Origin of the sequence: Thiomicrolovo immobilis (assembly GCF_039645955.1) — a bacterium.
Classification (GTDB): domain Bacteria; phylum Campylobacterota; class Campylobacteria; order Campylobacterales; family Sulfurimonadaceae; genus Thiomicrolovo; species Thiomicrolovo diazotrophicus.
Map to the genome: position 1 here is coordinate 1,347,687 of NZ_CP147916.1, position 13,560 is coordinate 1,361,246.

At 61.1% G+C, this 13,560-nt stretch carries 15 protein-coding genes; 14 read left to right on the plus strand and 1 reads right to left on the minus strand.

Going from position 1 to position 13,560, the window contains the following annotated elements; genetic code table 11:
- Positions 1–90 precede the first annotated feature (90 nt).
- The 10 genes from WCX72_RS06920 (at position 91) to WCX72_RS06965 (ending at position 8,803) form a co-directional block, all read left to right on the plus strand.
- Positions 91–459 carry a c-type cytochrome gene (locus WCX72_RS06920; protein ID WP_345969108.1) on the plus strand — a complete coding sequence of 123 codons (369 nt, stop codon included), beginning with the start codon at positions 91–93 and terminating at the stop codon, positions 457–459.
- Positions 456–1,508 (plus strand): lipid-A-disaccharide synthase, encoded by a 1,053-nt coding sequence (gene lpxB / locus WCX72_RS06925; protein ID WP_345969109.1) that lies wholly within the window; start codon positions 456–458, stop codon positions 1,506–1,508. The genes WCX72_RS06920 and lpxB overlap by 4 nt, the downstream gene beginning before the upstream one ends.
- Positions 1,505–2,602 (plus strand): DegT/DnrJ/EryC1/StrS family aminotransferase, encoded by a 1,098-nt coding sequence (locus WCX72_RS06930; protein WP_345969110.1) that lies wholly within the window; start codon positions 1,505–1,507, stop codon positions 2,600–2,602. Before lpxB ends, WCX72_RS06930 begins: the two co-directional genes overlap by 4 nt.
- Complete coding sequence (locus tag WCX72_RS06935) at positions 2,599–3,498, plus strand: Gfo/Idh/MocA family oxidoreductase (protein ID WP_345969111.1); 900 nt, start codon at positions 2,599–2,601, stop codon at positions 3,496–3,498. Before WCX72_RS06930 ends, WCX72_RS06935 begins: the two co-directional genes overlap by 4 nt.
- Positions 3,495–4,217: an acyl-ACP--UDP-N- acetylglucosamine O-acyltransferase gene (locus WCX72_RS06940; RefSeq protein WP_345969112.1), complete on the plus strand. Its 723-nt coding sequence runs from the start codon at positions 3,495–3,497 to the stop codon at positions 4,215–4,217. The genes WCX72_RS06935 and WCX72_RS06940 overlap by 4 nt, the downstream gene beginning before the upstream one ends.
- A 10-nt stretch (positions 4,218–4,227) precedes the next feature.
- Positions 4,228–4,695 carry a hypothetical protein gene (locus WCX72_RS06945; protein ID WP_345969113.1) on the plus strand — a complete coding sequence of 156 codons (468 nt, stop codon included), beginning with the start codon at positions 4,228–4,230 and terminating at the stop codon, positions 4,693–4,695.
- A 3-nt stretch (positions 4,696–4,698) separates the two neighbouring features.
- The gene (locus WCX72_RS06950; protein WP_345969114.1) at positions 4,699–5,739 is read left to right on the plus strand and encodes a coproporphyrinogen III oxidase; all 1,041 of its coding nucleotides are present in this window, start codon (positions 4,699–4,701) and stop codon (positions 5,737–5,739) included.
- A gap of 43 nt (positions 5,740–5,782) precedes the next feature.
- The gene (locus WCX72_RS06955; RefSeq protein ID WP_345969115.1) at positions 5,783–5,926 is read left to right on the plus strand and encodes a hypothetical protein; all 144 of its coding nucleotides are present in this window, start codon (positions 5,783–5,785) and stop codon (positions 5,924–5,926) included.
- A gap of 115 nt (positions 5,927–6,041) precedes the next feature.
- Positions 6,042–7,367: an NAD-binding protein gene (locus WCX72_RS06960; protein WP_345969116.1), complete on the plus strand. Its 1,326-nt coding sequence runs from the start codon at positions 6,042–6,044 to the stop codon at positions 7,365–7,367.
- Positions 7,349–8,803: a TrkH family potassium uptake protein gene (locus WCX72_RS06965; RefSeq protein WP_345969117.1), complete on the plus strand. Its 1,455-nt coding sequence runs from the start codon at positions 7,349–7,351 to the stop codon at positions 8,801–8,803. Before WCX72_RS06960 ends, WCX72_RS06965 begins: the two co-directional genes overlap by 19 nt.
- On the opposite strand, the gene WCX72_RS06970 is transcribed toward WCX72_RS06965, so the two are convergent.
- Positions 8,800–9,315 carry a hypothetical protein gene (locus WCX72_RS06970; RefSeq protein WP_345969118.1) on the minus strand — a complete coding sequence of 172 codons (516 nt, stop codon included), beginning with the start codon at positions 9,313–9,315 and terminating at the stop codon, positions 8,800–8,802. The genes WCX72_RS06965 and WCX72_RS06970 overlap by 4 nt on opposite strands.
- 174 nt (positions 9,316–9,489) lie before the next feature.
- Between WCX72_RS06970 and WCX72_RS06975 the strand changes: the two genes are divergently transcribed.
- From WCX72_RS06975 to truC, 4 genes are read left to right on the plus strand one after another with little or no spacing between them, the layout of a single operon-like run.
- The gene (locus WCX72_RS06975) at positions 9,490–10,065 is read left to right on the plus strand and encodes a class I SAM-dependent methyltransferase (RefSeq protein ID WP_345969119.1); all 576 of its coding nucleotides are present in this window, start codon (positions 9,490–9,492) and stop codon (positions 10,063–10,065) included.
- Positions 10,066–10,108: 43 nt separating this feature from the next.
- Positions 10,109–10,438 (plus strand): hypothetical protein, encoded by a 330-nt coding sequence (locus WCX72_RS06980; protein ID WP_345969120.1) that lies wholly within the window; start codon positions 10,109–10,111, stop codon positions 10,436–10,438.
- A gap of 58 nt (positions 10,439–10,496) precedes the next feature.
- Positions 10,497–12,848: a 5-methyltetrahydropteroyltriglutamate--homocysteine S-methyltransferase gene (gene metE, locus WCX72_RS06985; RefSeq protein ID WP_345969121.1), complete on the plus strand. Its 2,352-nt coding sequence runs from the start codon at positions 10,497–10,499 to the stop codon at positions 12,846–12,848.
- On the plus strand, positions 12,803–13,531 hold the full coding sequence (gene truC / locus WCX72_RS06990; RefSeq protein ID WP_345969122.1) for a tRNA pseudouridine(65) synthase TruC: 729 nt from the start codon (positions 12,803–12,805) through the stop codon (positions 13,529–13,531). Before metE ends, truC begins: the two co-directional genes overlap by 46 nt.
- The last annotated feature ends 29 nt before the right edge of the window (positions 13,532–13,560 follow it).

The following is a 13,560-nucleotide window of genomic DNA, read 5'->3' on the forward strand; positions in this document are numbered from 1 at the left end:
TCCTCACTCCCGGGCCCCGCAAGCGTGCGGGAAGGCCCGGATGCTATAATGTCGACATTGTATTGCAAAACCAATAAGCCAGGGGTTAGAGTGCGTTTTTTTCTTTTGATTCTTTTCGCGGCCGTTGCATTCGCGGCGCAGGAGAGCGATGAGACCTACGAACGGGGGAAGACCCTCTACTTTCAAAACGGCTGTAACAACTGCCACGGCTCACGGGCCGAGGGGACCGGCAACTACCCCTCCCTCGCCAACCGCGCCCAGGGGTTTCTGGCCTACAAGCTCCAGACCTTCCGCAAAGGCGTCGCCGACACGCCGATGCAGGAGATGATGATCGGGTTCGCCGCCGCCCTCAGCGACGAGGACATCGAGGCCATCACGACCTTTCTGCACGACTTTCACGACGCCCAGACGGAACGCTACGACCCGGCCTTCCAGCAGTGGGGGGACGGCGGATCATGAAGCTGCTCGTTTCCGCCCTCGAACACTCCGCCAATGTCCACCTGAAAGCCCTCAAGGCTGAACTCGGGGACGACGTCGAACTGATCGGCATCTTCGACAGTTCCCTGGGCGAGCCCGTCGTCGACCTGCGCTCCCTGGCGATCATGGGCTTCGTCGACGCGCTTAAAAAGCTGCGCTACTTCTTCAAGCTCGCCGACGAGATGGTCGCGCTCGCCGCCGAGGCCGACAAGGTGCTGCTGATGGACTCGTCGGGCTTCAACCTCCCCCTGGCCAAAAAGATCAAGAAGCGCTACCCCGACAAAGAGATCATCTACTACATCCTCCCCCAGGCCTGGGCGTGGAAACGCAAGCGTATCCCCGTGCTGGAGCGCACCATCGACCGCCTCGCCTCCATCCTCCCCTTCGAGAAGGATTACTACAGCCCGCAGGCCCCCATCGAGTACGTCGGTCACCCGCTGCTTGACGAGATCGCGCACTTCAAAACCGAGGCCGCCCCGACACTCAAACGCGTCGCCTTCATGCCCGGAAGCCGCAAAAGCGAAATACGGCGTCTGATGCCGGTATTCAGGGAACTGCGCTCCCGCCTCGATGCCGAAGCGGTGCTCGTCGTGCCGAAGCATTTTGCGAAAGAAGAGCTGAATGATCTTTACGGTAACCTATCACCGTTTATTGTGGCACACGATGCGCATGCGGCCCTCTACGAGAGCGATTTCGCCTTTATCTGCAGCGGCACCGCGACCCTGGAGGCTTCACTGATCGGTACCCCGTTCGTCCTCGCCTATGTGGCGAAACCGCTGGACTACCTGATCGCAAAAAGTTTGGTCAAACTCGACTACATCGGCCTGGCGAACATCATGTTCTCCCGCTTCAAGGGGCGGCCGCTGCACCCGGAACTGATCCAGAACGACGTGACGGCGGAGGCGCTTTTGGGCGCAATGCAGGCCCTTGATCGGCAGGCATTCCTCGAAGACGCCAAGGCGCTCCGGGGGTACCTCGAGCACGGCAGCAGCGCACGTGTGGCACATCTTATCGAAGGTGAACAGGAATGAAAATCAATTTTATCGATCTGCAGGCGCAGTATCAGGCATACAAAGAGGAGATCGACCGCGAAGTCGGCGAGGTCATGGCATCGGCCCAGTTCATCGGCGGACCGAAACTGCAAAAGCTTGAGAGCGACCTGGCCGCCTATACCGGCGCCGCGCACGCCATCGGCTGCAGCAGCGGTACCGACGCCCTGCTTCTGGCCCTCATGGCCCTCGACATCAAAGCCGGCGACGAGGTCATCACCACCCCCTTCACCTTTATTGCCACGGCGGAAGTGATCGCCTTCCTCGGCGCCAAGGCGGTCTTCGTCGACATCGACGAAGCGACCTACAACATCGACGCCGCGCTGATCGAAGACGCCATCACCGAACGCACCAAGGCGATCATCCCCGTCTCGCTCTACGGGCAGTGCGCCGACATGGACGCCGTCAACGCCATCGCCGCCAAACACGGCCTCCCCGTTATCGAGGACGCCTGCCAGAGCTTCGGGGCCGAGTACAAAGGCAAAAAGTCCTGCAACCTCTCCACGATCGGCTGTACCTCCTTCTTCCCGTCCAAACCGCTGGGCGCCTACGGGGACGGCGGTGCCGTCTTTACCAGTGACGACGCTCTGGCGGAAAAGATCCGCATGCTGCTCAACCACGGCCAGAACGAGCGCTACAAGCACAAGTACATCGGCATCAACGGCCGCCTCGACGCCGTCCAGGCGGCGGTCCTTAATGTCAAGCTCGCCCACTTCGACGATGAAGTCGAGGCGCGGATGCGCATCGGTGCGGCCTACAGCGAAAAGCTCGCCAACGCGAACGTCGTTACCCCTGCCGTCATGGCAGAACGTACCAGCGTTTACGCCCAGTACTCCGTCCGCGTCAAGCACCGCGAAGCCGTCGCCGCGGCCCTGAACGCCAAAGGAATCCCGACGGCGGTCCACTACCCCATGCCGCTGCACCTGCAGGAAGCCTTCGCACCGCTGGGCTACAAACCCGGCGACTTCCCCGTCTCCGAGCGTGTCAGCGAAGAGATCATGTCCCTGCCGATGAGCCCCTACCTTACCGCGGAGCAGCAGGACTTCATCGTCACCGCCCTGGAGGAGAACGCATGATCAAGATCGCCCTCATCGGCCTGGGTTCCATGGGCCGCAACCACTACCGCATCCTCCACGCCCTGGGCGAAAAAGTCGAGATCGTCGCGCTCTGCGACGTCGTGAAAAACGGCGAGTTTGCCGAGCCCTTCTTTACCGACGTCGACGAGATGCTCGACACCGCCAAGCCCGATGCCGCCATCATCGTCGTGCCGACCTTCCTGCACAAAGAGGTCGCGCTCAAGTGTATCGAGCGCGGGGTGCACGTCTTTATCGAAAAGCCGGCGGCCTCGACGATCGAAGACGCGAAACTGATCGCCAAGGCCGTCCAGGAGGCGGGGCTGAAAAGCTGCGTCGGCCACGTCGAACGCTTCAACCCCGTCGTCCAGGCGCTCAAAGAGGAGCTCGAGGGCAAGGAGATCTATACGATGTCCATTACCCGCGTCGGCCCCTTCCCGCCGCGCATCGCCGACGTCGGTGTCCTGACCGACCTTTCGGTGCACGACATCGACCTGATGCGCTTCATCACCCACCGCAACATCCTGGAGAAGAACATCTTCAAATCCCGCAAGATCCACAACCACCACGAGGACAACGCGGTACTGAGCTTCGAGCTCGAAGACGCCATCGTCGGCGAGATCCTGACCAACTGGCTCACGCCGTTTAAAAAGCGCACCATCGAGGTCGCCTGCAAGGACGCCTACTTCGAGGCGGACCTGATCACCCAGAACCTCACGGAGTACTCGAACTTCCACGTCAACAACTCCTACGTCGTGCGCGGCTGCCACATCAAGAAGGACGAGCCGCTGCTCAAAGAGGTCGAGGCCTTCATCACCTACCTCGAAACGGGCGAGCGCGGTTCGCTGGCCACGATCGAAGACAGCATCATTACCCTGCAGGTGGCAACCGAAGCATGATCCATCCTACCGCCGTCATTGCTCCGGGCGCCGTGATCGCCCCGGACGCCCATATCGGGCCCTTCTGCAACATCGGCGCCGACTGCGTGATCGGTGCGGGCGTACGCCTCGAGGCCCACGTCGTGCTTGAAGGCCCCGTCACCCTCGAAGCGGGTGTGCGCCTCTTCTCCTTTGTCAAGATCGGCAACGGCGTTGCGCCCGTTACCGTCGGAAAAGGCACCTTTGTGCGCGAGTTCTGCCAGTTCGCGACGCAGAACGACACCGCCGACGCCGTTGTCATCGGCGAAGAGAACTTCATCATGGCCTACGTCCAGCTCTTCCCCGGCGTCACCCTCGGCGCCAACTGCATCCTGACCAACGCCGTGACGATGCAGGCGAAGAGCCGCTGCGAAGAGCGCGTCATCATCGGCGGCCTCAGCACCGTGCACGCGGAGTGCACCATCGGCACGGGCGTGATGGTCGGGGGCGCGTCGAACCTGCAGTACGACGTCCCGCCCTTCTGCCTCGTCGAGGGGAACCCCGCCACCGTCCGGGGACTCAACCTGATCGGGATGCGCCGCCGTTTCGAAGACCGCGAGGACATCGAAAGCGTGCGCCGCTGCTTCCGCCAGCTGCACAAACAGTTCGACCCCCACACCGCCGCCGAAATGAGCGAGGCCCTCGAGAATCCTCAGGCCAAACGTTTTACCGGTTTCATTGCCGCGCACCACTGCGCCTGAGGAGAAAAAAATGCTGCAATTCAATCACTATGACAACGACACCCTCGCGGCCATCCGCGAGCAGCTTAACGCCTGCGCCGAAGCCCTGGGCGGTACCGGCCGCCTGCTCGGCCTGGTAGAGACGATCCTCGGCATGAAGCCCTCGCCCCTGCAGAACAAGACGGCATCGTTCCACTTTGAGCAGGGCAAGGTGAGCTGGAACAAAGTCCTCTTCGCCGACAAGATCGAGACGATCGCCCAGATGGTCAAGAAGCATGACACGATGGAAAACCTGCTGGAAAAGGGCTCGAAAAAAGAGCAGAACGCCGTACGGACCCTCTTCCCCGTCACCTTCACCATCACGCCCAAAGAGGGCGAACCCTTCACCTTCAAGGCCGTCGACGCCCCCGATGCGAACACGGCGCGCATCGATCCGCTCTTCGAACTGCTCTTTTTCGCTTCGACGGGGCTGATCAAAAAAGCAATCAAGGAGGCCTAAGTCATGGAACGCATCTATTCGAAAACGGCGGAGTCCGAGGCGGCGATCGCCCTGATGGAGAACCTGCAGCTCTACTTTGTCAACCGCCTCAACGGGCTGAGCCAGATCTTCGGCGGGAACGTCCCCTTCGAAGCTGTGGAGTGGTTCCGTGACGAGGGGCGCCACGGCGGCGGGATGCGCTACGAAGGGCGCGACGAGCGGCTCTTCAACCGTGCTTCCGTCAACGTATCGCAGGTCCATTACGAGGATATGCCCGAGAAGAAGCTCGACGCCGCCAGCGCCATCTCGACCATCATCCACCCGCGCAACCCCCATGTCCCCTCCATCCACATGCACATCAGCTATACCCGCATGAAGGACGGCGAGGGCTACTGGCGCATCATGGCGGACCTGAACCCCTCCATCTTCTACGAAGAGGATCAGCACCGTTTTATCGAACACCTCAATTTCATCACCCCGGACCTCTTTGAGCGGGGCGCGGAACAGGGTGACCGCTACTTCAACATCCCCGCCCTCGGACGCCACCGCGGCGTCGCGCACTTCTACCTGGAGCACCACAACAGCGGCGACTTCGGGACCGACTACGGGTTTGCGAAATATTTTGCCGAGCAGGTGATCGACGTCTATGTCTCCATCATCGCCGACGCCCTGGCCAAGCGGACGGAGGTGAGCGAAGAGGATGTCGCCGAACAGCTCGCCTACCACACCCTCTACCTCTTCCAGGTCCTCACCCTCGACCGCGGCACGACCTCGGGGCTGCTGATCCACGACCAGAACGACGTCGGCATCATGGGCTCCATCCCCGAGTTCGTCGACAAGGCCCTGCTGCAGAGCTGGCTGCCGAAGATGGCTGCCCCGCAAGACGCGCTCCTGCAGGCCATCATCGACGCCCTTCCCGAAGCGGACGAGATCGTCCTGGTCGACGAAGCGGTCAAGGCGCGCCTGGCCGAAGCGGTGCGCGCCCATTACAAAGCCCATCCCGAAGCCCTCGCCATGCAGGCCGACAGCGCCGTTGTTCCCCCGACCGTGGAGAACCACCGCTGATTTCAGGCTATAATGGTCTGAAGACAACCACGAGGAGTTGACAGTGGGCCCCGCGAACCTTCCGCCGGACAGTGCCGGCCATCTCAACACCGCCGCCCTGCCCGGCTTTATGGTCTGGGCCGGGGTCATCATCTGCCTCGTCGCCTTTGCCTGGTACCTCGAAAAGCAGCGCAACGACGACGCATAATCCCCCTGTCGCACCCGGCGCGGTTTTCACCTCCGCCGGCGATTTTCAGCCCCCTCTTTTACAAACCGGATGCCCTTAAGAAACTGTGTACTACAATGCACCTCAAGGACACAGCGTGAATATAATCATTGCGGGTGCGGGACGGGTCGGCTACCGCCTGGCGGGTACCCTTTCGCACCGCCACAACGTCACCATCATCGACCAGAGGCCCTCCGCGCTGCAGCAGCTGCAGGAGAGCATCGACGTCTTCACCATCGCCGGGAACATCGAAGACCCAGACACCTACGCTCCCCTGAAAAACCGCCGTTTCGACATTTTCATCGCCGTCACCGACAGCGACGAGGCGAACATCCTCTCCACCCTCATTGCCGGGGACGTCATCGTCGCCGACCGGAAGATCATCCGTCTCAAGAACCCCTTCTTCGCCGACAGTACCATCGCCGGGAAGCTCGGGATCAGCACAGCCGTCTTCCCCTTCTCCTCCGCGGCAAAGTCCATCAGCGCGCTGCTGGATTTTCCCCAGGCGAACAACGTCAAATCCTTCATCTACACCTCCTTCCTCATGATCTCCGTTTTCGTGGACGAAGCCCCCGAAGCGGGCATCCCGGTGTCGCATTTTATCCATGAAAGCTCCGTTGTCGTGGGGCTTGAGCGCGATAAACGCTTTATCCTCCCCGAAAAAGAGACCCTGCTGCAGCGGGGGGACCTCGTCTATTTCTTCGGCGACCCCGACACCCTTCGCGCTTACTGCGCAAGGCTCAACCCCTCCCTCCCCGACCGGATCAGCCGCGTTGCCATTTTCGACGCCGACCTGCTGGGACTGGAGATCGCCAAGGCGCTCATCCCCAAAGGGGTGCAGCTCAAGATCATCGACAACCAGATCGAGAAGTGCGAGCGCGCCTCCGAACTGCTCCAGGAGAAGGCGACGGTCATCAACAGCCACTACATCGAGCATACCCTCTTCGACAACGAGCACGTCGGGCGCGCGGACATGGCGATCTTCACGAGCAAGGAGGATGAGGAGAACATCATCCGCTCCCTCGAAGCGAAAGAGCGCGGCATCACGCGGACCGTGGCGATCAACAACGACCTCGAACGCTACCAGCTGATGCACTCCCTGGGCATCACCGCCATCCGAGGCCCGAAATCGAGCGCCTACTACACGATCCTCGAGAAGATCAGCTCCAGCTCCATCATCTCCGAGCGCCACTACTGCGGCGGCAAGGGGCTGATCTACTCGCGCAAAATCTTCCCCGATTCGCCGCTGCTGGAGAAGATGGTCAAACCGCCGAACCCGAAGCGGTGCCGCTGTTTCCTCTTCCGCGACAATCTCCTGCTCCCCTGGGTGGCAAAACTGCAGCTGCACCGCGAAGACGTCCTGTTCGTTTTCGTCCATGCCGATAATGAGGAGGAGATCAAGCAGTGGATCTACACACTCTGATCAACAGCGCCAAGTTCATCAGCGCCATCGGAATAGGCCTGGCGCTCTTCTTTCTCATCCCCATCGGGACGGGCATCGTGTACGGCGAAAACATGGCGCCCTTCATCCGCTTCGACCTGCTCTTTTTCCTCTTCAACCTTGCCGTGTTCGCCGCCCTCTACCGCCGGCGGATGCGGATGACGGTCAAAAGCGCCATCTTTTCGGTCAACCTCGTCTGGATCCTGCTCGGCATCGCCGGGGCCGTCCCCCTCTACATCTACACCGAGGCCACCTTCGCCGAATCTTTTTTTGAAGCGATCAGCGGCTTTACGACAACCGGGGCGACGATTTACACGGAAATAGAGCATCTGCCCAAAAGCATCCTGATGCTCCGCAGCCTGATGCACTGGCTCGGCGGGATGGGGATCATCGTCCTGGGCGTGGGCCTGCTCTCGCTCATCAACCCGACCGGTTCCATGACGATGTTCCGGGCCGAATCCACCGGCGTGCAGCTGGAGAAGGCGACGCCGAAGATCAGGGATACGGCGCTGCGGCTCTGGGGCCTTTACCTCTTCTTTACCGCGGCGAACACCGTGCTGCTCCTCGCCGGCGGGATGGACCTTTTTGATGCCGTCAACCACGCCTTTTCAACGATCTCGACGGGCGGTTTTTCCACGCGCGACCTCTCGATGGGGTACTGGGACGACGCGCCCGTCATCCTCTGGACGACGACCTTTTTCATGATGCTTTCGGGGATCAACTTCCTCGCCCACCTCAAAGCGGCCCGGGGCGACTTCAGCGGTTTCCGCGCCGAAGAGGTGCGGTGGTATCTCGGACTCTTCATCCTGCTTGCCTCCATCCTCACCCTGGTGCACCTGGCCAACAGCGGCGACAGCATTGTCTACAGTACAACCCACGCCTTTTTCACCGTCGCCTCCCTGCTGACCACCACGGGCTTCGCGACGATCAACTACGAGCTCTGGGGCGCCGTCCCCGTCGCGCTCCTGCTCATCGCCATGCTGCTCGGCGGCAACGCCGGTTCGACGGCAGGGGGGATGAAAATCATCCGTTACGTCATCCTCTTCAAGAACCTGAAAGCCCAGCTCAAACAGATCCTCCACCCCAATGCCGTCGTGGGGGTCTTCGTCGACCGCAAACCCGTCAGCGGCAAAGTCATCGGCAGCGTCAGCGGTTTCCTCTTCCTCTTTATCACCACCAACGTCCTGCTCACCTTCTACCTCTTTGCCCGCGGCTACGATGCGGTCACCTGCATCAGTACCTCGATTGCCTGCGTCGGCAATATCGGGCCGGGCTTCGCCATGACGGGCCCTTCGGAGAACTTCCACTTCTTCAGCGGGATCGACAAGATGATCCTTTCGGCGGCCATGATCATCGGCAGGCTGGAGTTCTTCACCGTCGTGCTGCTCTTTACCCGGGATTTCTGGAAACGCTTTTAGCGCTCCGGGGAGGTTTCGTTCCAGAGGGGGTTTTCCCGGTCATCGGGATGGAGTTTTGCCTTCTCTTCCGGGTAGATGTGCCAAAATGACTGGTCGATGGCCGCCTCTTTGTAGGAGGGCTTTTTGTCATGATAGAAGGGGCACCACCAATTCTCCACGACTTTCACGAGATAGGCCAGGTAGCTAAAGAGCGCCACGCTCAAAGGGCAGTAGAGTTTGCAGTTGAAGAGCCAGAAAAAGCGAAAACGGCTGAGGTGCCATCGCGGCGTCTCCGTCGTGAAGGTGATCTGGTCTTGCCGCGTATAGCGGTGGCTCTCCCAGTCGGGAATGAACTCCCGGTAGGATTTCAGCTGCTCCGCCCCCATGATACGGAGGTGCCAGCGCACCAGGATGACCGCCAGCACGGCGAAGGGGATCGCCGCCAAGATCGGCAGGTAGATCAGCACCGTTCCCGGCACCGTTTTCCACATTGACTTCGTTTTATGATGCGCCCCGATTCTGACCCGTTCCATACTGCTCCTTTAGTGGTACCCAGTATAGACAAAGCGGCTTGAGGGGCTGATTAAGCTGCCGCTCCGGCGTTTCCGTGGCAACGCCGCCATCGTTTCATCAGCCGTTTGGGACTATAATCGGTCGCATCGTTTCTGCATACCCCGGACAACAGAGACATACGACAAGGAGAAACAGTGGCGCAAAAAGACAAAGAGAAGTGGGATAAGAAGTACACCGAGATGGAGGGGCTGCTCGAACGCAGACCGCCGAGCGCACTGGTGAGCGCCCATGCCCCCGAGGCCCCGGGGAGAAAGGCCCTCGACCTTGCCTGCGGCGGCGGGCGCCACAGCCTCTACCTGGCCGACGAGGGGTTTGCGGTCGACGCCGTCGACATCTCGACCGTCGCCCTCGCGGCCCTGCGGGAGAAGGCAGACCTCGCGCGCATCAACCTGATCGAAGCGGATCTCGACACCTTTGTCCCCGACGCGGAAACCTACGACATGATCGTCAAGACGAACTTCCTCGACTGCAACCTGATCACGCGGGCGAAAGCGGCGCTGAAGCCCGGCGGCATCATGGTCGTCGAGACCTATATGGCCGACGCGGGCAACGAGAAGCCCGACGCCAACCCGGACTTCCTGCTCCAGAAAGAGGAGCTTAAATCGCTCTTCGGCGAGGGGTTCAGCGTGCTGGAGTACAGGGAGTTCTGGAACGAACCGCACGAAAAATACCGCATGCGCAAACAGGCGATTGCCGTACGCAAAGATTGATCGCAGTATAATAGCGCAAGATTTTTAGAACAGGAGCGGTGCTTTGAGAACACCCAGAGGCTTCGGCAAGCGTTATTTTACCCTCGCTTCCATCCAGGCGCACAGCGTCGCGCCCGCGCAAAACGCCCTGCATGTGTGTCTCGAAACCTACGCCACCGTCCTGCAGCACGACCGCGAAAGCGACGAAGCACCGCCCGAGGAGCCCCTGGAGGCCCTCACCTGCTTCACCAGCGACAAACCCTGCCACTGCGACTGTTACTTTAGACGCCGAACCTTCCTGACCCTGCGCGCCTGCCGCAAAAAATCCGCCTGTACCTGCAACTGCCGATTCTACAGCTTCCGACGTACCGGGGTCCATCCGCCGCACCTCTGATTTTTTCCATCCGATCATAACGACAATCAAAAATAGAAAAACATCAAAGGACAGACCCATGTCAAAAAACTACGTCATCGGCTACCCGCGCATCGGGGAGAACCGCGAACTCAAGTTCGCGCTGGAGAGCTACTGGAGCGGCAAAAGCGACCTTGCCGCCCTTGAAAACTGTGCGGCCGATCTGCGCCGCCGCCACTGGGCGGAGCAGCAGGCCGCCGGCATCGGCGCGATCAGCTGCAACGACTTCAGCTTCTACGACGCGATGCTCGACACCTGTATCATGCTCGGCGCGGTCCCGGCCCGCTTCCGCAACATCGAAGACGAAACAATCCGCTACTTCACCATGGCCCGCGGCGACAGACAGCGCACCGCGATGCAGATGACCAAATGGTTCAACACCAACTACCACTACATCGTCCCTGAGTTCGCGGCGGATGACGCCTTTGCGCCGAACGCTTCGAAAATCGTCGCCGAATACCAGGAGGCGAAGGCGGCAGGGATCGCCCCGAAAATAAACCTGGTCGGTCCCCTTACCTTCCTCGGCCTCGGCAAAAGCGCTGACAAAAACTTTGACCGCTACGCCCATTTCGATGCGATTCTGGAGTGCTATGACGCGGTGCTGACGGCCATCAGCACCCTCGACGACCGCGTCACCGTTCAGATCGACGAGCCGCTCCTTGTGACGGGGCCGGACGCCAAGACACTGAGCCTGCTCAAACGGGCCTACGACCGGCTCGGCAGAAGCGTGCCGAATGTTGAAATCATCGTCGCGACCTACTTCGAACACGCCTGCGAGGCCGTCGAAGTCCTCGCCTATACGCCCATCAGCGGGATTGTCCTCGATTTCGTCCACGGTCCGCGCAATAGTGAAGCGCTCGGCACGATCGCGCAAAGCGGCAAAACGCTCATCGCCGGGGTGATCGACGGTCGTAACGTCTGGCGCAGCGACCTCGATGCCGTCGGCAACACGCTCGAGACGATCGCGCAGACGGTGCCCCGGTCCCGCATCGTTCCCGCCACCTCCTGTTCGCTGCTGCATGTGCCCTATTCTCTCGAAGCGGAAACGGCACTGGATGCGGAGATCCGTCAGTGGCTCGCCTTTGCAAAAGAGAAACTGGCCGAACTGAACGTCGTCGCCAAACGCTTTGCCGGCGAGGCGCTGGACGATGCGGAGCTGAGCCTGATGCAGCTCAGCCGGGAAGCCGTCCATACACGGCAATGCTCCCCGCGTATCCACGACGCCGCTGTACAGCAGCGTGTCGCAGCTCAGACAGGGACGGAACGTGCCGAGCCCTATGAAACAAGGATCAAGGCCCAGCGCGAGGCGCTGCGCTACCCCCTGCTGCCGACGACGACGATAGGCTCCTTCCCCCAGACGCCGGAACTCCGTACGCTTCGCCGGGACTTCAAACGCGGTGACATCGATGTGCAGGCGTACGACGCGGGCATCAAAGCCTACATCGACGACTGTATCGCTTTCCAGGAGTCGATCGGACTGGACGTGCTTGTACACGGCGAGCCCGAACGCAACGATATGGTGGAGTACTTCGGCGAACAGCTCGCCGGCTTTGTCTTCAGCGCCAAGGGGTGGGTCCAGAGCTACGGCAGCCGCTGCGTCAAACCGCCGCTCATCTACGGCGACGTCAGCCGTCCTCTGCCGATGACCGTGGGCTGGACGACCTACGCGCAGAGCAGAACTTCCAAGATCGTCAAAGGGATGCTCACCGGTCCCGTCACGATCCTCAACTGGTCCTTCGTCCGCGACGACCTTCCCCGTGCCGACGTCGCCGCGCAGATCGCCCTGGCCATCGGCGACGAGGTCGACGACCTCCAAAACGCGGGCATCCGCATTGTCCAGGTGGACGAAGCGGCCTTCAAGGAGGGGTACCCGCTGCGCAGCGAGAACATCTCCGCCTACGAGACCTGGGCCGTCGACGCCTTCCGCCGCAGCGTTGCCTGTGCGCGCAGCGAGACGCAGATCCATACGCACATGTGCTACAGCCAATTCAACGACATCATCCATACCATCGAGGCGATGGACGCGGACGTCATCTCCATCGAGACCGCCCGCAGCGGCAACGCCCTGCTGCGCATCTTCAAAGAGGTCGGCTACAAGCAGGAGGTGGGTCCCGGCGTCTACGACATCCACTCCCCCCGTGTCCCGCCGGTGGCGGAGATGGTCGCGCAGATCAACGCCCTGCTGGAGGTGCTGCCCCAGGAGCAGCTCTGGATCAACCCCGACTGCGGCCTCAAAACCCGCAAATGGGAAGAGGTCAAGCCGAGCCTGGCCAACATGGTCGAAGCCGTTCGGAAGGTGCGCGCATCATTTGACGCTATAATCGCATCCAAAAAAGGCGATGCAGCATGGACGAATCCCTCGAGATCCTCTACCGCGACGAGTGGCTTGTAGCCGTAAACAAGCCCAGCGGGCTGCTCGTGCACCGCTCCTGGATCGATAAGGACGAGACGCGCTTCGCGCTGCAGCTCGTCCGGGACCAGATCGGGCAGTACGTCTACCCCGTCCACCGCCTCGACAAGCCCACTTCCGGCGTGCTGCTCTTCGCCCTCGATCCCGATACGGCCCGCAAGGTCGGCGAGATCTTCGAGGCCGGGAGCGTCCGCAAGGAGTACCTCGCCGTCGTGCGCGGCTATAGTGACGAACAGGGCCGTATCGACTACCCGCTCAAAGAGCTGCTCGACAAGATGACCGACGCGAAGGCGCGCACGGACAAAGAGGCCCAGGAAGCCGTGACGGACTATGAGCGCCTCGCGACCGTCGAGCTTCCCATCCCCGTCGGGCGCTACCAGACCGCCCGCTACTCCCTGGTGCGGCTGCGGCCCGAAACGGGGCGTAAACACCAGCTGCGGCGCCATATGAAACACCTGCTGCACCCCATCGTCGGCGATACCAAATACGGCAGGACCGAACACAACAACCTCTTTAGGGAGCATTACGGCTGCCACCGCCTCCTGCTCGCCTCGACGAAGCTCGAACTCCCCCACCCCGTCACCGGGGAGCCGCTCTGTATCGAGGCCACCGTCGGGGAGGTCTTCGCGAGCATTCTCACCGCTTTCGGCTGGGACGCTGAATAATATTTTTTAATTTCTTACTCCCGATCTCC

Bases quoted from the DNA above. Each gene is read 5' to 3' on its own strand.
- truC (WP_345969122.1), top strand. From the start codon at position 12,803: ATGGACGAATCCCTCGAGATCCTCTACCGCGACGAGTGGCTTGTAGCC.
- WCX72_RS06940 (WP_345969112.1), top strand. From the start codon at position 3,495: ATGATCCATCCTACCGCCGTCATTGCTCCGGGCGCCGTGATCGCCCCG.
- metE (WP_345969121.1), top strand. From the start codon at position 10,497: ATGTCAAAAAACTACGTCATCGGCTACCCGCGCATCGGGGAGAACCGC.
- WCX72_RS06970 (WP_345969118.1), bottom strand. From the start codon at position 9,315: ATGGAACGGGTCAGAATCGGGGCGCATCATAAAACGAAGTCAATGTGG.
- WCX72_RS06935 (WP_345969111.1), top strand. From the start codon at position 2,599: ATGATCAAGATCGCCCTCATCGGCCTGGGTTCCATGGGCCGCAACCAC.
- WCX72_RS06930 (WP_345969110.1), top strand. From the start codon at position 1,505: ATGAAAATCAATTTTATCGATCTGCAGGCGCAGTATCAGGCATACAAA.
- lpxB (WP_345969109.1), top strand. From the start codon at position 456: ATGAAGCTGCTCGTTTCCGCCCTCGAACACTCCGCCAATGTCCACCTG.
- WCX72_RS06950 (WP_345969114.1), top strand. From the start codon at position 4,699: ATGGAACGCATCTATTCGAAAACGGCGGAGTCCGAGGCGGCGATCGCC.
- WCX72_RS06945 (WP_345969113.1), top strand. From the start codon at position 4,228: ATGCTGCAATTCAATCACTATGACAACGACACCCTCGCGGCCATCCGC.